This is a genomic window from Archangium sp. (assembly GCF_036277355.1).
GTDB lineage: Bacteria > Myxococcota > Myxococcia > Myxococcales > Myxococcaceae > Archangium.
In genome coordinates this window covers 139673-158573 of record NZ_DASUNC010000076.1, presented here as the reverse complement: position 1 = coordinate 158573, position 18901 = coordinate 139673, and the positions used below count along the sequence as shown (strand labels likewise).

Annotated in this window: 13 protein-coding genes; 7 read left to right on the top strand and 6 right to left on the bottom strand. The window is 70.7% G+C overall.

Annotation, left to right across the window (positions count from 1 at the left end):
• The first annotated feature begins 18 nt into the window (after positions 1-18).
• Together VFZ09_RS20755 and VFZ09_RS20750 are read left to right on the top strand one after the other, a co-directional pair.
• The gene (locus VFZ09_RS20755; RefSeq protein WP_329729360.1) at positions 19-1251 is read left to right on the top strand and encodes a CHAT domain-containing protein; all 1233 of its coding nucleotides are present in this window, start codon (positions 19-21) and stop codon (positions 1249-1251) included.
• Positions 1248-4712 carry a hypothetical protein gene (locus tag VFZ09_RS20750; RefSeq protein WP_329729359.1) on the top strand — a complete coding sequence of 1155 codons (3465 nt, stop codon included), beginning with the start codon at positions 1248-1250 and terminating at the stop codon, positions 4710-4712. Before VFZ09_RS20755 ends, VFZ09_RS20750 begins: the two co-directional genes overlap by 4 nt.
• Positions 4713-4721: 9 nt before the next feature.
• Here VFZ09_RS20750 and VFZ09_RS20745 read toward each other — a convergent pair whose 3' ends face one another.
• Positions 4722-7049 (bottom strand): YfhO family protein, encoded by a 2328-nt coding sequence (locus tag VFZ09_RS20745; protein ID WP_329729358.1) that lies wholly within the window; start codon positions 7047-7049, stop codon positions 4722-4724.
• A 134-nt stretch (positions 7050-7183) separates the two neighbouring features.
• On the opposite strand from VFZ09_RS20745, the gene VFZ09_RS20740 reads away from it, so the two are divergent.
• The 3 genes from VFZ09_RS20740 (at position 7184) to VFZ09_RS20730 (ending at position 11549) form a co-directional block, all read left to right on the top strand.
• A complete protein-coding gene (locus VFZ09_RS20740; protein ID WP_329729357.1) occupies positions 7184-7747 on the top strand; it encodes an SMI1/KNR4 family protein in 564 nt (187 codons plus the stop codon).
• Between the two features lie 195 nt (positions 7748-7942).
• Positions 7943-9280 carry a lysophospholipid acyltransferase family protein gene (locus VFZ09_RS20735; RefSeq protein WP_329729356.1) on the top strand — a complete coding sequence of 446 codons (1338 nt, stop codon included), beginning with the start codon at positions 7943-7945 and terminating at the stop codon, positions 9278-9280.
• A 16-nt stretch (positions 9281-9296) separates the two neighbouring features.
• Positions 9297-11549, top strand: a complete 2253-nt coding sequence (locus VFZ09_RS20730) for a hypothetical protein (RefSeq protein WP_329729355.1) — start codon at positions 9297-9299, stop codon at positions 11547-11549.
• A 15-nt stretch (positions 11550-11564) separates the two neighbouring features.
• On the opposite strand, the gene VFZ09_RS20725 is transcribed toward VFZ09_RS20730, so the two are convergent.
• Positions 11565-12773: a CotH kinase family protein gene (locus VFZ09_RS20725; RefSeq protein WP_329729354.1), complete on the bottom strand. Its 1209-nt coding sequence runs from the start codon at positions 12771-12773 to the stop codon at positions 11565-11567.
• A 181-nt stretch (positions 12774-12954) separates the two neighbouring features.
• Positions 12955-13743, bottom strand: a complete 789-nt coding sequence (locus VFZ09_RS20720) for a crotonase/enoyl-CoA hydratase family protein (RefSeq protein WP_329729353.1) — start codon at positions 13741-13743, stop codon at positions 12955-12957.
• A 243-nt stretch (positions 13744-13986) separates the two neighbouring features.
• On the opposite strand from VFZ09_RS20720, the gene VFZ09_RS20715 reads away from it, so the two are divergent.
• Positions 13987-14733, top strand: coding sequence for a hypothetical protein (locus VFZ09_RS20715; protein WP_329729352.1), 747 nt, complete (start codon positions 13987-13989; stop codon positions 14731-14733).
• Between the two features lie 100 nt (positions 14734-14833).
• Positions 14834-15607, top strand: a complete 774-nt coding sequence (locus VFZ09_RS20710; RefSeq protein ID WP_329729351.1) for an arylamine N-acetyltransferase family protein — start codon at positions 14834-14836, stop codon at positions 15605-15607.
• Positions 15608-15622: 15 nt separating this feature from the next.
• Here VFZ09_RS20710 and VFZ09_RS20705 read toward each other — a convergent pair whose 3' ends face one another.
• From VFZ09_RS20705 to VFZ09_RS20695, 3 genes are read right to left on the bottom strand one after another with little or no spacing between them, the layout of a single operon-like run.
• Positions 15623-16693, bottom strand: a complete 1071-nt coding sequence (locus VFZ09_RS20705) for an NADH:flavin oxidoreductase/NADH oxidase (RefSeq protein WP_329729350.1) — start codon at positions 16691-16693, stop codon at positions 15623-15625.
• A 22-nt stretch (positions 16694-16715) separates the two neighbouring features.
• Entirely contained in the window at positions 16716-17975 is a 1260-nt protein-coding gene (locus VFZ09_RS20700) for an MFS transporter (RefSeq protein ID WP_329729349.1), read from the bottom strand.
• Entirely contained in the window at positions 17972-18901 is a 930-nt protein-coding gene (locus tag VFZ09_RS20695; RefSeq protein ID WP_329729348.1) for a Ppx/GppA phosphatase family protein, read from the bottom strand. The genes VFZ09_RS20700 and VFZ09_RS20695 overlap by 4 nt, the downstream gene beginning before the upstream one ends.

The following is an 18901-nucleotide window of genomic DNA, read 5'->3' as shown; positions in this document are numbered from 1 at the left end:
TGATCGTGCTCGACGCCTGTGAGGGGGGCCAGACCCGGGGCCCTGGCCAGCGCGGCGGAGTGTTTCGCGCACTCGGGTGCCGACGCCGTCGTCGCCCACCTGTGGCCGGTCAAGGCGGACCTCGCCCGGCTGTGCTCGAGGTCCTTCTACCGGGCCCTCACGAGCGCCTCCTCCTCGCGAGGCGATGTGGCCAGCAGCCTCCAGCACGCGCGGCACACGGTGCTCGGCGCCTTCCATGGCAGCGCCGAGGCCTTCTCCCCGGTGCTCTACCTGCGAGGCCAGGACACCACCTTGTTCGACTTCCAGCGCCGCAGGGTGGTGCCTCCGCGTACCACGCCCCCGCCCGTCCGGCCGCACGAGCCCGCGCCTCCCGCCCTGTCCCGTCTGCTGGAGCGGCCCTTCACCCTGTTGCTGGGCGACCGCCTGCGCGAGCAGAGCTCCCTGCTGGAGGACTTCCGCACGCTGCTCCGCGAGAAGCTCGAGCAGAACGTGGGCGCCGTGCCCCCCGGCCTCTCCATGAGCGCCCTCGCCCAGCGTTACGCGCTGTGCTTCGGCGAGGAGAACCTCTTCTTCGAGTTCCAGAAGATGTTCGGCCATGCCGCCGAATCGCTGTCCTTCGTCCGGGCCATGGCGCGCGAGGTTCCCCCCGGCGTCCACATCACGCTGCTGCGCTTCCCCCTGTTGGAGATCGCCCTCGCCGACAGTCAGCCGCAGCGGCGCATCCACGTCATCCAGCCCTCGGGGCCGGGGGGCGGAGACGTGCCCACCGTGATGCGGCATGAGCCCGGTGAGCAGCGGTGGACCCAGGTCATGGAGGTCCCCGAGTCGTTCGATGCGCAGCGGGAGATCTTCGTGCTCCGGCTCTACCGGGGCTACCTGCCGCCCAACCTCTTCAACAAGCCCATGCTCACCGAGGACGACTACCTGCTGGGCATCGGCGGGCTGAAGGACATCCTCTCCTCGCCGGATCTCGCCGACGAGCTGCTGAGCGTGTTGAACACCCGGCCCGCCTTCCTGCTGGGCCTGTCCATCTGGACCTGGCACCACCGGATGTTGCTCTACCGGCTCTTCGGCAAGCGGCCGCTGCCCCTCGGCAGCCTGGTGATGCTCGAGCCGGATGATGCCGAGCGCGCGATGTGGCTGCGCGGGCAGAGCCTGCCGGGGAGGGAAGGCGTCCAGGTGCTCGAGATGAGCACGGCCGAGCTGATGGCCTACTTCCAGGAGCCGCCTGCCCAGGAGGGCGCCCGATGAGCGGTGGCGTGCATGTCAATCCGTTCCCCGGTCCCCAGCCCTACCGGTGCGCGGACCGGGAGCGCTTCCTCGGCCGGGAGCCGCACATCCGCAAGCTGGTGAACCGCATCCTCGCCCACCCGTGCGTCACGCTCTTCGGTCCCTCGGGCGCGGGCAAGTCCTCGCTGATGCAGGCGGGCGTCATCCCCGTGCTGGTGGAGGAGCAGGGCTTCCGCATCGTCCGCGTCGATGCCTGGCTGCGAGAGGAGCCGCCCCTGGAGCGGCTGGCACAGGCGATGTTCTCGGAGCTCGACCTGGGCGAACGGCCCGGTGGACTGGGCGCGCGCGAGGCCCTCGAGGAGGCGCTCCGGATGGCGGAGCAGCGCTCGGAGCGGCCGATCCTCATCTACCTGGATCAGCTCGAGCAGCTCCTGCTCCCGGGGCGTTCTCCGGTGGAGACGGGCGGACTGCTCGAGGGCCTGGAGGCGCTCGCGTCCATGCCCATCCGGGGGCTGCAGGTGGTGCTGTCGCTGCGGGAGGACTACCTGGGCCGTTTCCGGGACCGGGCCCGTGCGCTGCGCTTCGTGCTGGACCAGGGCTTCCGGCTGGGGCCGCTCACGGTGGGCGAGATGGCGCGGGTGGCCTGCCGGGTGGCCGCCACGGGGACGCCGGCCCAGCACTGGCGCGAGGAGGAGATGCGCGCGCTGATGCTCCAGGTGCGCACGCCCGGGCAGAGCGAGTCGGACGAGGCCGAGGTCCAGGCGGCCTTCGCGCAGATCGTCTGCCGGGCGCTCTGGGAGGAGCGCGTGGCGGGAAGCGGCCCGGCCGGGAAGGTGGAGGCCGAGCCCATCCTTCACCGGTACCTGGACGCGACGCTGGACGCGTTGGGGCCCCTGCACGGCGCGGCCATGACGCTGCTGGAGGAGCACCTGGTGGCGGCGGATGGGAGCCGGACGCTGCTGATGGAGCACCAGGCGCTGGCCGCGCTCCCACCGGGGGAAGGGGGGAAGGTGCTGGCCAGCCTGGAAGGGGCGGCGGTGCTGCATGCGGAGCAGCACCAGGGCAGCCGGTACTTCGAGCTGGGGCACGACTGGCTGGCGCGCAAGGTGCTCGAGCTCAAGCAGGAGCGGCTGCGGCTCGAGGAGGCGCACCACGAGGCGCGGCGCGTGAGGGCCATGCGGCGCAGGCTGCTCGTCACCGCGTCGGTGGCCGGCGTGGTGGTGGCGGTGCTGCTCCTCCTGCTGTTCCTGGCCGTGAACGCCCGGCACGAGGCCCTCAATCAATCCCTGCTGACGGGAGCGCGGGAGTTGTTGGAGCGCGGCCAGCCCGCCATGGCCGGGAAGCTGCTGCTCGAGGTGCGCGAGCCGGAGAAGGTGCCGGAGTGGGATCCACTCGCCCTGGAGGCGCTGGACGCCAACCACCTGAGGGTGACGCTCCCGGGCAGCGGGTTGCCGCTCAACGCGGCCGCCTTCAGCCCGGATGGGACGCTCATCGTCACGGCCTCCTCGGACGGGAAGGCGCGGTTGTGGCGGGTCACCGGCCTGGGCGAGCCCGTCGTGTTGGAGGGACACAAGGACGAGGTCCGCACGGCCGCCTTCAGCCCGGAGGGCGAGCGCCTCGTCACGGCCTCCGCGGATGGGACGGCGCGGGTGTGGCGGGTCTCGGATGGGCGGGAGCTCCTCGCGCCCCTTGCGCACGAGGATGATGTCCGGAGCGCCGCGTTCAGCCCGGATGGGGAGCGCATCCTCACGGTCTCCTCGGATGGGACGATCCGGGAGTGGCGGGCCGCGGACGGTGCGCCGCTGCGCGTGTGGAAGCTCTCCCGCGATGGGGACATGACGGTGAGGTACCCCGATGGCGCGGGCGCCCTCCGCGTACCCCGGGGAAACGGCAAGACGTTGTCGTCCGCCGCGCTCAGCCCGGATGGGGAGCTCCTCGTCACCACGGCCTGGGACAAGACCCCGCGGGTGTGGCGGGCCAGGGACGGCATGCCCCTGTTCACCCTGCATGGGCACACGGGGACGGTCCAGTCCGCCAGGTTCAGCCGGGATGGCCGGTTCCTCGTCACGGCCTCCTCGGACGGGACGGTGCGCCTGTGGCGGGCCGGGGATGGCACCCAGGTGCTGCTGCTGGAGGGGCACGAGGGGCCCGTCCAGTCCGCCGCGTTCAGCCCGGATGGAGCGCTCCTCGTCACGGCCTCCATGGATGGGACGGCACGGGTCTGGCGCATCGAGGATGGCAAGGAGCTCCTCGTGCTGAAGGGGCATGAGGGCCCGGTCCAGTCCGCCAGGTTCAGTCAGGATGGGACGCTCATCGTCACGGCGTCCTGGGACGGAACCGCGCGGGTGTGGAGGGCCCAGGGCCTCGATGCGAAGCAGCCCCTGGTCCTGCGGGGACACGGGGGACCGGTGCAGCTCGCCGGCTTCAGCCATGAGCACCTCGTCACGTTCACCCGGGACGAGCCCGTGCGCGTGTGGCGGTCCAGCGGCCAGGTGGAGCCCCTGCTGCTGACGGGGCTCGGAGATCGGCCCTCCTCCGTCGCGGTGAGCGCGGATGGTGAGCGCGTCGCCACGACCTCCTGGGATGGCCTCCTCCGGGTGGGAAGGTCCGATGGCTCGGGTGGGGTCCTCGTGAGGGAGCTGGAGCACAAGCGGCCGGTCACCGCCATCGCGTTCAGCCCGGACGGCCAGCTCATCGCCACGGCCTCGAGGGACAAGACGGCGCGGGTGTGGCGGGTGGCGGATGGCGCGCGGATCGCCCTGCTCGAGGGACACCTGGGGGCGGTTCAATCCGTCGCGTTCAGCCCGGATGGGCAGCTCCTCGTCACGGCCTCGAGAGACAAGACGGCACGGCTGTGGCGGAGCGGGGACGGCACGCTGGTCCGCGAGTTGAAGGGACACGAGAGCGCCGTCCTCTCCGCCGCGTTCAGCCGGAATGGCCGGTACCTCGTCACGGCCTCCGCGGATGGGACGGCGCGGGTGTGGCGGGTGGCGGATGGCAAGGAGCTCTTCGTATTGAAGGAGCACCTGGGCGCGGTCCAATCCGCCACGTTCAGCCCTGACGGAGTGCTCATCGCCACGGCCTCCGCGGATGGGACGGCGCGGGTGTGGCGGGCGGCGGACGGCAAGATGCTCCTCGTGCTGAAGGGGCACCAGGGACCGGTCCAGTCCGCCCTGTTCAGCCCGGATGGCCAGTCCGTCGTCACGGGCTCCTGGGACAAGACGGCGAGGGTCTGGTTCCTGCCTTCGACCCGGCTCGCGACCGCCCAGCTCGCGGAGGCGCTCGAGAAGGACAACCAGGACTGTCTCACCGTCTTCCAGCGGCGGGCCTATCTCAAGGAGCGCAGGGGTGTGGCCCGGACGCGGCACGAGCAATGCGAGCGGAAGCGTGAACGCATGATCTCGGAGGGGTGGACGAGCTGGAGCGGCGCGGCTGGGACCCCCGGCGGTCCGCTGTCCGCCTCCGCGACGCCGCACCGGTGACGTGCCCGGTCAGGCCGGAGCGGGCGCCTCCGGGCGGGCGTCCTGGCCGCGCCTCGAGACGAGCGCCAGGAGCACGAGCACCAGCACGCCCGCGAGCGTCGCCTGGAGTCCCGAGTGGAAGCCCGGATCCGTGAAGGAGAGCTCCACCTGGTGCGAGCCCTCCGGCACCTCGAGGCCCATGAGCGCGCCGTTGACGATGCGCACGGGCACCTCGTTGCCATCCACGGCCGCCGTCCAGCCCGGGTAGGCGCTGGTGGCGAAGACGAGGAAGGTGCCTCCCGCCGACGCCACCACCCGCGCCCGGGCGCTCCGGGGACCGAGCTCCACGCCCGTCACCTCGGCGGGCCCGTAGGTCCTCGTCGTGCCTTCCTCCACGAGCGCTTCCTGGCGCGGGTCGACCTTCCCGGAGCCCAGGCGCGCGAGGGCGTCCTCCAGGCTGGCCACCGCGGTGGTCCGCGTCACCGTCCGCAGGCGCTGGGGGCAGTCGGGGAGCTTCGTCACCGCGAGCCCCAGGGCGGGCTCGGTCAGGAGCACCTGCTCGCCCGGGCCCACGGCCTGCGCCGCCTGGGCCGACGTCAACAGCAGACAGCCCGCGTAGAGCTCCGCCACCCCCTGCGGCCGCCGTGCGAACACCCCCATCAGGCCCGTCCAGCGCCGCAGGTCCACCGCGCTGTAGCTGGTGACCTCCTCGAGCCCGAAGACGCCGGAGAGGTTGCTCTTGAGCGTCTCGTGCTCCCACTCGCGCAGACGGATGAGCCCCTCGAGGTCCCTGCTCGGAGGCGCCGAGGCCTTGAGCGCCCTGTCCATGCGGAACAAGCGCGTCGGCGGTGAGCCCGCCAGTTCCCGGAGCCGGGCCGCCAGCGCGGGCTCCTGGTAGAGGGAGGCCGGCCCGAGCCACACCGTCTTGCGCGCCGTCCACAGCAGATCCACCGCCACCAGCGCGAGCACGCCCACGGCCACCGCGCGGCTGCCGGGCTTCCGGAGCGCCAGCGCCGCGAGTCCCAGCATCAGCGCCGTGAAGCACAGCGCGGTGCCCACCGAGCGCGCCGCGTTCTCCAGGGGGCCGCTCGGATCCGCCCGGGTGCTGGCCGCCTGGAGGAGGGAGGCGAAGAGCTCGCGGGCCGTCTCCGTCGCGACTCCGGTGAACAGGAGGGCCACCCCCATGAGGCCCGCGGCCACGCCCAGGGGAATCAACCGCCCGCGCGAGGGGCCGGTGACGAGCGCCCTCGCGCCGGACGCGGCCAGCACCGCGCACCCGAGCACGAGCAGGACGACGTACTTCTCCGGGTAGCGGAAGAACCGGAACGGGGGCTGCTCGAGCAGGAAGGACACCGGGGAGCGTTCACCCAGGGCCAGCAGGAGGCCCAGCGCGCACAGGCTGAGCGCGAAGCCGGTGAGCCGGTCCTTCCTCGCGCCCAGCACGGCGAGCACGAGCACCGTGGCCCCCAGGTAGATGCTGAGGGCGAAGGGAATCGCGCCCGGTCCCTTCACCATGAACCAGGCCCAGAACTGCGGCACGCCGAGGTACTCGCCGAAGGGGTAGGGGAAGAGGAACTCCAGCATCCGCACCGGGTGCAGGTTCCAGCTCGCGAGGTAGCCGACCCCGGAGCCGCCGCGGGTGGACTCCGCCAGCAGCTCGAGGGCGGGGAACACCTGCACCCCGGCGAGCAGCAGCCCGAGCGCACCGGCGCCCGCGAGCGCCACCAGCCGCTCCTTGCGGCCGGGGAACCACGCCACGTACGTCGCGGCCACCAGCGCCGAGTAGAGCGCGGATTGGGGATCTCCCGAGACGAGCTGCGCGGCGATGAGGAGCGAGAGGACGGCCAGCCTGCGCAGGGGGAGGAGCTGGGATTGGAGGACGACGAGCAGCCAGGGCGTCCAGGTCCAGCCGGAGACGAGCGGTCCGAAGTTGCCCAGTCCGGCCATGTAGCCGGTGAGCCCGAGGGCGAGCGTGCCGGTGAGGGCGGGAAGCACCTCGAACGCCTGGCGCCGCAGGAAGACGAAGAGCCCGAGCTGGCCCAGGAAGTGGTGGAGGACCAGGAGGAGCGCGTAGGCGGTGGGGAAGGAGAAGACGGCGAAGAGGAGGTTGGGCGGGTAGAAGACGCCGGCGTGGATGTCCGCGAGGAAGGGGAGCCCACCCTGGTGGAAGGGATTCCAGTGCGGCAGGCCGCCGAGTGCGAAGCGCGTGGCCTGGGTGGGCCAGTAGTAGTGCATCACGTCGCGGTAGAAGAACGCGCGGCCGGGCAGCAGCCCCCCACCGTAGAGGGCGAGAGACGCGAGCAGCAGCAGTCCAGGCGCGGCGAGGCGGTTCAACGGCCGGAGGGCGGGAGAGGCCATGAGCGCTCCGGGTATAGCATCCCGGAACTGGAGGAGCCGGGTGGAAGCGGGGCTCAGTCCGCGCGTGCGCTTCCTGCGGCTTTGCTTCCCTTCCGCTCCCGTGCTCTGGCACTGGAGGAGGTTCTGGAGTTCTGATGAATCCCTGGGAGCAGATGAAGTTCGAGTCCCTGGCCACACGGCCCGGTCAGCTATCGCGAATCCAGCAGTTCGAGCAGCTCATCGGAATTCGCCTGCCGGCCGATCATCACCAGTTCCTCCTGGACGTGAATGGCGGCAGGCCCGTTCACCCTCAAGCACCCCATCCGGACGAGTACCCCGTAGTCACGGTGGAATGGCAGGGCCGTCCGCCCAAGGGCGTCCTGGATGAAGTGATCGTGGACTACCTCTTCAACGCCGAGGACTGGGCGGGCATCTACGAAGATCAAAGGAGTGAAAGCCTGACGCTATCGGGTGCCTATCGGGAGTTCGTCCAGGAGGAGCCACGCATTGCACCTGGGTTCATTCCCATGGGGTCCGACCCCGGAGGCCACCTGTTTCTGCTCGACGTGAGCGGAAAACGGCCTGGCTCCGTCTGGTTCTGGGCCCACGACTGGTTCGACGCCGGCAAACTGGGGGAGGAGTTCTTCCACAACCTTGGGTTCATCGCGCTGACCTTCTCCGAGTTCATCTCGAAGATTCGATTCAAGACCCTCGATTGAGGCCGCGCCGACGATGAGCCACGTACCCTGGGATTGCGTCCCAGTGGACGAGCAATCCATCCAATGGCAATAGAGGAGGGGGGCGCTCCAGTTCATGCGCGTGTTGGTGTCCACGCACGCAGCGTGCGGAGGCGCCGGGCCGGGCGGGTCCTGGGCCGTGCCCGGGACGCGAGCGTCCGGTGTACACTGCGCGCCGTGTTCTACGGCATCGTGCGTGCGGTGGTGGCCCTGGCGCTGCGGCTCTTCTACCGGGTGAAGGTGAATGCGCCCCCGGCCGAGCCCGAGGGCCCGGTCATGTTCGTGGGCAACCACCCCAATGGGCTCATCGACCCGGCCCTCGTCTTCATCCTCACGCGCCGGCACGTGACGTTCCTGGCCAAGGAGCCGCTCTTCCGCCTTCCCATCATCGGCTGGCTGCTCAAGGGGCTCGGGGCATTGCCGGTGTACCGCAAGCAGGATGACCCCTCGCAGATGGGCAAGAACGAGGGGACGCTGGACGCGGCGCGCGGGGCGCTGGTGGCGGGCCGGGCCATCACCCTCTTCCCCGAGGGCAAGAGTCACTCGGAGCCCTCGCTGGCGGAGCTGAAGACGGGCGCGGCGCGCATCGCGCTCGGGGCGGCGAAGCAGGGCGCGCCGGTGCGCATCGTCCCGGTGGGCCTCACGTACGCGGACAAGCACCTGTTCCACAGCGAGGTGCTCATCGAGATGGGCACCCCCATCGAGGTGACGGACTTCCTGCCGGCGGACGCGGCGGCCGAGGGCGAGTCCGTGCGCCGGCTCACCGAGCGCATCGCCGAGGGGCTCCGCGCCGTCACGCTCAACCTGGACCAGTGGGAGGAGCTGCCGCTCATCCAGCTCTCCGAGCAGCTCTTCGCCTTCCGGAAGAAGGAGGCGCAGGATCCCGAGCGGCTGCGCAACTGGGCGCGGGGCCTGCAGCTCTTCCGCTCCGAGCAGCCCGAGCGCTTCGAGCGGGTGCGGGGAGAGATGGTGTCCTTCCTGCGCCGGCTGGAGCTGGTGCGGGCGGACCCCACGGACCTGGCGCTGGAGTACCGGACGGGCCCGGTGGCGCGCTTCGTGGTGAAGAACCTGCTGCTGCTGGCGTTCGGCCTGCCGCTGTTCGCCCTGGGGCTGGGGCTCTTCTACGTGCCGTACCTGGTGCCGAGGTGGGCCAGCCGCAAGGCCGAGCTGGACGTCCAGGCGACGGTGAAGTTCCTCGTGGCGCTGGTGGTGTCGCTGGCGTGGTGGGGGGCGCTGACGGTGGGGGCGTGGCTGTGGCGCGGGGCGCCGCTGGGGCTGCCGGTGCTGCTGGGCGTGCCGCCGCTGGCGCTCTTCACGCTGTACTTCTCCGAGCGCTGGCAGGTGTTGCTCCATGACGTGGCCGTGTTCTTCACGCTGGGCAGCCGGGGACGGCTCAAGGCGCGGCTGCTCACCGAGGGCGAGCGCCTGGCGGCCGAGGTGGAGCAACTGGCCGGGGAGTACCAGCCGCGACTGGACCCGGGCGGAGCGCCATTAGCTGTGGTAGCAGGGCGGTGAGCTTCCGTGCTCGACCATGCAACCGGGTGACGACAAGTGGCCTGAGTCCATCCAGGCGCTCTATGAGCAGGTGACGGGGGCCAGTCCCGACGCCGTGCTGTCGTCGCGTCCTCAGTGGTCGGAGCAGCTCACCGAGTGGGTGCGCAACGCCACCCTGGACGAGCGCGAGATGGCGCAGACGGCCGCCTGGTCCCGGCTGGACTCCGGCGAGCGCTCTCCGGGCGAGCTGTTGTTCCTGCTGGCCCACGGCGGCGAGCTGCTGTGGCCCTACACGGCGCCCCCGAGGGAGCTGCTGCAGCGGCTCATCTCCCGCCGGGAGCAGCTCCTGCTGGCGCTGAACGTGCAGGGCCAGGCCGAGGCCGTGGGGCCGCTCATGGAGCAGGTGGGGGCCGAGGTCTCCAAGGTGCTGACGCGCTACCTCAAGCGCCACCCCGAGGCGCTGACGGAGTTGGTGAGCGGCGTGCGCTGCACCTTCGACGGCCGGGTGCTGCGCTTCCACGACACGGTGGAACTGGACCTGAAGTTCCTGCTGGGCTCGGAGAAGCGGGTCATCGGGCGGTTGGATCAGCTCCGGGCGCTGCTGCCGCACCTGCGCGAGGGCCGGGACAAGCTGGTGGCCTTCATCCGGGAGCGGGCGGCGCGGATTCCGTGGCGCGAGTGCCGGGACGTGCTGGAGGAGAAGCTCTTCCAGATGGTGGCGTCGCCCGAGGGCCGGAGCGAGCTGCGCGGCTTCCTGGGGAGCTACGCGAGCGGGAAGGGCGAGGCGCGCTGGTGCACCCGGGCGAGCCTGCTGCTGACCAGGAACCTCGAAGAGGGAGGCGCGTTGGCGGTCATCGAGAACCTGAGTGAGTTGCTGGTGTACTTCGAGGCGCCGGTGGAGGGCCTGAGAGGCGCCCTGCAGGCGCTGGTGGCCAGCATCCACGAGGACAAGGAGCTCGAGCGGCACCGGGTGGTGGCGGACAAGTGCTGGGAGCACCTGAAGCCCAAGGCCGAGCCGGGGCTGGCGCTGGTGCTGCTGTGGCTGGAGGAGCGCATCTTCCGGGTGGCGCTGCGGCAGGGCGCGGAGGACGCCTTCGAGCGGCGGAACCAGGCGCGGGAGCGGGTGCGCGAGCTGCCGGTGGCGGAGGCGCTGTACTGGCTGGCGGAGGAGTGCGCGGACCTGTGGCCGCGGGTGGAGTCGGAGCGGCGGCCCGGAGCGGACGAGCTGGCGGCGTGGAGGCAGGAGGTGACGCGGCGGTTCGTGAAGAAGCCGGTGCTGCGCAAGGCGGCCATCGAGTTCTTCCTGTGGTGCGCGCCGGACGCGGCGGCCTCGGAGGCCGAGCTGGTGACGCTGTCGCTGGTGAAGACGGGGACGGACCGGCGGCTGCTGCGCAAGCTGGGCGAGCACCCGTCCACGCGCGTGCGCTTCCGCGTGCGGGCCATCAACGCGTGGCTGGCGCACGGGGCCGAGTCCGCGCCCGAGCCGGCGACGCCCGCGACGTTGACGGGGGCGCTGCGCCACCTGAGGGCCTCTGGGGCGATGACGCTCGGCGGGGGCAGGACGTGGCTGAAGGACCGGGACCTGGAGGAGTTGCTGCTGGGCGCGTTCAGCCGCGTGGAGCGGGATTTCTCGGCGCGCTACCCGGAGCACTTCCGCGAGGACGAGGCGCGGCTGGTGACGCGGCTGCTCGAGGACCTGCGGCACGAGTTCGAGAGCATCCGCTCGGACCTCTCGATTCTGCTCTCGCAGGGGCAGCCGGTGCCGCTGGAGTTGGAGCTCCAGTACCGCAGGACGCGGGAGCCGGTGGAGGGCGAGCCGGCGCCGGAGAACGCGCGGCCGGCGGGAGTGGAGCTGGCGTTCGTGCTGAAGGTGGAGGTGGACTCCTTCCTGACGACGAAGCGGGCGGTGCTGGTGCTGGCGAGGAAGCTGGAGCACCGGGGCGAGTGGGCGCCGAACCTGCGGCTCGGGCGCGAGCAGGTGGACGGGCTGTTGGGACAGACGGAGGCTTCGTTCTGCCTGTTCCTGGTGCCGCCCTCGTTGCGCGCCGAGTGCTGGATGGTGCCGGCGCGGCTGGTGCGAGGGCTGATGGATGCACAGGGCTCGCTCTCGACGGTGTCCCGCGAGGGAGCGCAGCGGGTGGCGCGCTCGCTGGCGCAGTGGATGACCTACGACTTGCTGGGCCTGTGGACGGGCGACGACCGGCCCGCGGTGCTGGCGCGGACCGAGCCCGGCGCGGAGCGGAGCCCGGACTTCATCGTGGAGATCTCCGTGCGCAAGCGCGGGCAGTGAGGGGCTCGCGTCACGTCACGGCCCGGAGGGGGGCAGGAGCCCTTCGAGGAGGATGCGGCGGCCGCGGAACAGCTCGAGCTGGAGGGGGAAGCGCGCCTGGAAGTCCTCCAGCTCCTCACGGACCCGTGCGTCGTCATACGGCACGGACTCGATGACGGTGTGCACCGCCTCGGCGCGGGCCTGCATCGCTTCATCGCTCCAGACCTCGCGGACCACCGTGTGCAGGCGCGCGAGGAATCGTGCCTTCAAGGAGGGGTGCTCCAGCACCCGCTGGGCCAGACGGGACTGGGGCACCTGGAACGGGTCGAGCTCCGGCTGATCCACCAGCTGGTCCATCCCCTGCGGCAGGAAGACGAAACGGCCATCGCCCGGCCGGTGGTAGAGGTAATAGTTGTTGAGGTTGAGCGCGTAGCCATCCCAGTGCGCGAGCGCCACCTCCAGCGCGTAGCTGGTGAGCCAGGCGTCCACGTCGAGCACCGCTTCCAGTTGCTGCTCCAGCGTGTCATCCGGAGCCGTCTCGACGATGTCGGCCAGCACCTGGAGGTCCTCGCGCGTGCGTCCTTCCTCCTGCTCGTCCTTGAGGTCCAGCAGGGCGGGGCTCCCCAGCGGAGCGGCGAAGTCCACGCAGCAGGAACCCTCGTAGAGGTTGCCGTTGCCGTTGCCGAACATGCCGCGCAAGGCGCGTTTGTCGTAGGCCTCGCGCACCACGTAGAAGCCGTAGATCCTGCCGTTGAGCACCACCAGCGCATGCGCGGTGCGTGGCGCGGCGAGCCCCGCCCGGCGATACAGCTCGTAGGCGAGGTGTTCGTTGAGCAGGCTGCGGTCCTGGTGGGCGTTGTTCAGCAGCAGCTTGTCCAGCCCCTGGTAGCGCTGGCCCTTGACGAACTCGTCGAACTTCAAGCTCCAGCCGGGCTTGTCCGCCAGGGTGGAGCCCGAGCCCAGGCTTCCCTTCTGGCGGATGCCCACGTTGTGGAGTGAAACCCCGTTGAGGGTGATGTCACAGGGGATGCGCTGCTCGTGGTCGTGCTCCAGGGCGTCGAGGTGCTCGGGAGCCACCTGGATGGAGACGTAGTGGAGGAAGCGGGTGTCGAAGGCGTGCCAGTCGTGCGGAAGCTCACGGTGCGGAAATGGCGCGGCCGCACCTTGGATGTGCTCCGGCCTCCGGGCGTCCGGTGGAGTCTCGTGTACCCGGGTACAAGCCCCCAGCACCGAGAGCAGTGCCACCCCCGCCCACCACCCGCTGGCCCGCTTCGGACACATGGCGTTGGAGGAGTGGGGATGGGGGCGGGCTCGCGCCAGGGACCCTCGGGGCTTGTCGAGATGTGCGCGGGTGAATACGTCGGCGGGCCCTGGGCTGCCCGGGCGGGAGCGCACCGCCCCCGAAGCCGCCCGCGCATGAAACAGCTCAGCGCCCCGTGAAGCGGGCCTCGCGGCGCTCGATGAAGGATTGGACGCCCTCGCGTGCATCCTCGCTGGCGGACAGCTCGAGCAGCTTCGGCAGCAGGGCGCGCCGGGCGGCGTCGGGCCCCTCGGCCAGGGTCTGCCGCGCCGAGGCGAGCGTGGCCCTCACGCCCAGCGGGGCCTGCTTCGCCACCGTCTCCGCGAGCGCCAGGGCACGCTCGCGCTGCCGGCCGTGCTCGACCACCTCCTGCACGAGCCCGATGCGGTGGGCCTCCTTCGCGTCGAACTCGTCACCCGTGAGCAGCCAGCGCATGGCGTTGCCCCAGCCGGCCACCTGCGGGAAGCGCAGCGTGGCTCCGCCGAACGGGAAGATGCCGCGCTTGATTTCAATCTGCGCGAAGCGCGTGCTCTCCGCGGCCACGGCGATGTCCGCCGCCAGGATGAGCTCGATGCCCAGCGTGAAGCACAGGCCCTGCACCGCGACGATGAGCGGCTTCGTCCGCACCTCTCCCTGGATGGCCCACGGGTCGATGATGCCCTCTGGAAAGAGCCGCTCCCCGCTGGCGAGGGCGGGCCCCACGCTGGCCAGGTCCAACCCCGCCGAGAAGTGATCTCCCTCCGCGAGGACGACCATGCAGCGCACGTCGGGATGCCGGTCCGCCTCGGTCATCGCCGCGCCGAAGGCCCGGAGCATCGTGACGTCGAAGGCGTTGCGCTTGTCGGGGCGGTTGATGCCGATCAGCGCGAGCGGTCCACGGACTTCGAGGGTGATGCGGGGATCTGCGGGGTTCATGGTGGCTCCCGGGAGAGAGGGCGGGGCGCCATGTTCTCCCGGAAGCCACCCGGGACGGAGCGGAGTCCGGAGTCACCCGTCGTTGGCGGACATGCGCCGCTCGTGCGGGTCGAGTGGTGGCGGAGGGGCACCGGGGCGTCTCGACCTGTCCCGGGCCTTGTCATCTGGAGGGAACTATCAGCTTGAGTGGATTATTCCGTTATGTTAGAAATTCATGGTATTCCGTCGTAACGGAGGAATCCCTTGAAACCGCAAAAAACGATTCGTTCCCTCACCTGTTCGCTGATGTCCGGGCTGCTGTTGGCCGCTTGCGGTGGGGCCGCGGAAGACGCGCTGGCTCCGGCCGAGGAGCAGCTGGGCACGCGGGAGTCGGCGCTGTGCGTCGGCCTGACGGTCTCCGGGCTGAACATCGACGGCGTCAGCTCGTACGAGGGGGTGGCGGCCGGCGCTGGAAGCTGGGCGGTATCCAGCGGCGCCAACGGGGTGCGGACGGAGTACTACGTGGATGGCGTGCTGAAGAGCGCCACCGAGTACCTCGGCACCTCCGGTGGCTGGAACTTCAGCGCCGGGGGGACGACGTGCGGCGGGCACACCCTGACGGTGAAGGCCTTCCCCATGGTCGTGGACAGCGCTGGCACGCGCACCACCTGCTACGACAGTCCCCGGTCGGTCACCGCGTCCTTCAGCCAGTACTGCGCCCCCACCACCTCCCTCTCCTGCACGCGGCCCTCGAACTACGAGGTCAGGTGCACGGGCAGCGTCAGCCTGGGCACCGGGACGCACACCGCCTACTGGCAGGACTCCGTGCTGGGCGAGGCGAACCCCTGGTTCCAGGGCACGCTCACCCAGAGCTTCGGCTGCGAGGCGCGAACCTATGAAAACAAGTACTGGCCCCTGCAGACGGTCACCTTCAGCTTCAAGGTGCAGGACAGCAACGGGAACTGGTCGAACGTCAGCAGCAAGTCCTACTCCTGCGTGGCCTACTACTGATGTCCGGTCCGAGGCTCGCCCTGGCCTGGCGGGCCTCACCCCCTCCTCCGGCTGACCTATAGTGCGCGAGGCGCGCTTTCGGGCCGCGGACGGGGGAGCCATGGACATCGGTCAGTACTTGCGGAGGCTGGGATACGAGGGGCCGCGGGAGCCCACGCTGGAGACCCTGCGTGCGTTGCACCGGCGGCACCTCGAGACCATCCCCTTCGAGAACCTCGACATCCACAGCCGGCGCCCCATCGTCCTCGACGAGGCGGCCTTCTTCGACAAGGTCGTCCGGCGAAACCGCGGTGGGTTCTGCTACGAGCTGAACGGCCTGTTCGCCGTGCTCCTGCGCGCCCTGGGCTTCCAGGTGACGTACCTGTCCGGGCGGGTGTCACCGGATGGCGTTCATCCCTCCGGCCCCGAGTTCGATCACCTCGTGCTGGAGGTGTCCCTGGAGGGCGCCTGCTGGCTCGTGGACGTGGGCTTCGGGGAGAGCTTCTCCGAGCCGCTCCCGCTCGCCGCGGGAACGTGGGAATCGGGAGGGCAGCGCTTCCCCCTGGAGCGGCTCGGGGAGGACTGGTCGCTCTTCGTGGAGATGCCGGGCGGTGCGAGGCGGCTCCTCTATGTGTTCTCGCGCGTGCCGAGGCGGCTGGAGGAGTTCTCGGAGATGTGCCGGTATCACCAGACCTCGCCCGACTCGTTCTTCCTCAAGAACACGCTCTGCTCCCGCAAGACGCCCACGGGGCGGGTGACGCTCAGTGGGAACCGGCTCATCGTCACGGAGCAGGGCCGGCGCGTGGAACAGCCGCTCACCACGGCGGAGGAGCTCGAGCGGGCCCTGCTGGAGCACTTCGGAATCCCTCGCGGAGCCCTCGTCGGGGCTCCGTGAGGAACGGAGCGTGGCTCAATCCTGGGCGCGCTCGTACTGGGGCGGCCAGGGCACCGTGGCGTGGAGCTCGCGCGCCGCGTGCAGGGGCCAGTAGGGGTTGCGCAGCAGCTCGCGGGCGAGGATGACCACGTCCGCCTGCTCCGTGCGCACGATGTGGTCGGCCTGGAAGGCGGAGCGGATGAAGCCCACCGCGCCCGTGGCGATGCCTGCCTCCCTGCGGATGCGCTCGGCGAAGTGCGTCTGGTAGCCGGGCCCGGCGGGAATCTTCACCCCCGGCACCGCGCCTCCGGAGGAGCAATCGATGAGGTCCGCCCCGTCCTGCTTCAGCAGCTTCGCGAGCGCCACCGACTCGTCGAGGTTCCATCCGCCCTCGGTCCAGTCCGAGGCGGAGATGCGCACGAAGAGGGGCAGCTCCTCGGGCCAGCGCTTGCGCACCGCCTGCACCACCTCGCGGGTGAGCCGCACGCGGTTCTCGAACGAGCCGCCATACCGGTCCGTACGCTGATTGGACAGCGGTGAGAGGAACTCGTGGAGCAGGTAGCCGTGCGCGGCGTGGAGCTCCACGAGTTGGAACCCCGCGGCCTTCGCGCGCTCGGTGGCCTCGACGAAGGCCCTCACCACGCGTTGGATGCCCGCCTCATCGAGCGCCTCCGGCACCGTGTGGTCCGCGTCGAAGGGCACGGCGCTCGGCCCCACGGGCTTCCAGCCCTGCTTGTCGCTGAGAGGAATGGGGCCGCCGCCCTTCCAGGGCTGCGCCGTGGACGCCTTGCGCCCCGCGTGCGCCAGCTGGATGCCCGCCACCGAGCCCTGCTCGTGGAGGAAGCGCGTGATGCGCGCCAGGGGCGCGACGTGCTCGTCCTTCCAGATGCCCAGGTCCTGCGGCGAGATGCGCCCGATGGCCTCGACGGCGGTGGCCTCGAGGATGATCAACCCCGCGCCCCCCACGGCCCGGGAGCCCAGGTGGACGAGGTGCCAGTCGTTCGCGAAGCCGTCCTCGCTCGAGTACTGGCACATGGGCGAGACGACGATGCGATTCTCGAGGGTGAGCCCGCGCAGCGTCAGCGGGGTGAACAACACACTGCCCATGGAGCCTCCAGGATGCTGGACCTCAGGCCGAGACGTGCCTGAAGAGCTTGCCCGCCATCAACAGCGAGAGTCCGCCCAGCAGCACCGGCAGGGCATTGAGCTCGATGGCGAAGCTCAGGCTGCTCAGGTCCGCCACCTTGCCGATGGCGGTGGGCGAGATGGCATCGCCCAGCATGTGGATGAACAGCACGTTCAACCCCATGGCGAAGGCGCGGAACGCCGGAGGCACGCCGTTGACGATGGCCGCGTTGATGGGGCCGCTGTTGAGGAAGATGAAGAACTGCGCCAGGAAGATGATGGCGAACATCGGCGCGTGCGAGTCCACCTTCATCGCGAGGAACATGAGGGGGGCGGCGATCAGCAGTCCCACGCCGGACATGCGCAGGCCACCGCCCTCCATGCGCCGGTCCATCTTGTCGCCCAGCAGGCCTCCGGCCAGCGTGCCCACCAGACCCGCGACGGCGGTGACGGCGCCGGAACTGAAGCCCGCGGTCCCCGGCGACATGCCGCGCTCGCTGACGAGGAAGGTGGGCAGCCAGTACCCGAGGCCTCCAATGGAGAACGTCATCAGCGTGTAGCCCGCCGTGGTCCACCAGAAGGACGGGTTGTTCGCCAGTCCCTTGAGGCCCACGAGGAAGGGCAGCTTCGTCTGGGCCTCGGGCCCGTCCATGGCTCCGCGCTGGGGCTCGGGCATGAAGAAGGCCATGACGCCCAGCACCAGGCCCGGGGCGCCGCCCACGAAGAAGGCCATGTGCCACGAGTACGCTTCGCTCAGCCACCCGCCCAGCCCGTAGCCGGCCGCCGCTCCCACGGGGATGGCGATGTAGAAGAAGGACAGCACGCGCGTGCGCTGCTCGCGCGGGAAGAGGTCGGAGATGATGGACGGGGCCACCGCGCCATACCCCGCCTCGCCGATGCCCACGCAGGCCCGCGCCACCATCAGCACCGCGAAGGTCTTCGCCAGCCCCGAGGCCCCCGTCGCCAGGCTCCACAGCAGCACGCCCGTGGCCACCAGGTAGCGCCGCGGCAGCCGGTCCCCGAGGAAGCCACTCACGGGAGAGGCCAGCATGAACACCAGCATGAAGAAGCTGCCCAGGTAGCCCGCCTGGGTGTTGGTGAGCTGGAAGTCCTGCTTGATGTAGGGCAGGGCGACCGTGACGATGTACCGGTCGAGGTAGTTGACCAGGTTGATGAGGGAGAGGATGAGCAGCGCGTAGTAGCTGGTGCGCGTGGAGGAGACGGCGGGAGCGGTGGGGGTGGCCACGGCGGTGGTGGTACTCATGACTGGGGGGCTCCGAAACGGTACGCGAGCAGGCCCCAACGCAGGCCCCGGTCGCTCACCCGGCAGCGCTCGAGCCCGAGCGCCCGCAGGCTCTCGAGCAGGATGAGGGCTCCGGCGGGAATCACATCCGCGCGCTTGGGCTGCAGGCCCGGCAGCTTCTGGCGCTCGGCGAGCGGCAGCCGGCACATCTGGTCCGCCAGCGCCTCCAGCTCGGCGAGCGTGAGGGTGCCGCCCTGGACGCGCGCGGCGTCATACGGCTCGATGGCGTGCCGCACGGTGAAGAGCGTCGTCACCGTGCCGGCGATGCCTACCAGCACCGCGTTCCGGGGGCAGGGGGGCAGCTGGGAGAACGTCTCGCGCAGGTGCGACTCCACACGGGCCCGGTCCGCGGCGGACATCGGGTCCGAGTGCACGTAGCGCTCCGTCATGCGCACCGAGCCCACGTCGAAGCTGTGCCGGAAGGCCATGCGGCCCTGCGCGTCGCCGTAGATGAACTCGGTGGAGCCGCCGCCGATGTCGATGACCACCAGAGGGGCCGGGGACTCGCGCCCGAAGTCCGCGTGGGCCGAGGTGAAGGAGAGCTGCGCCTCCAGCTCGCCGGAGATGATGTCCACCGTCACTCCGGCGCGCTCGCGGGCCTTGGCGAGGAACTCGGCGCCGTTCTCCGCGTCGCGGGCGGCGCTGGTGGCGGACACGGCGATGGCCTCGGCGCCCAGCCGGCGGGCCTCGCTGGCGAAGTCGGAGAGCACCTGGAGGGTGGCCTCCAGGCCCTCGGGCGAGAGGCGGCGGCTCTTGTCCACGCCCCGGCCCAGGCGGGTGATTTCCGCGCGCTCCTGCACGGCCTGGAAGCGGCCATCCGGCAGGCGGTCGGCGACGAGCAGGAGGACCGAGTTGGTCCCCACATCGATGGTGGCGTAACGAGGCAT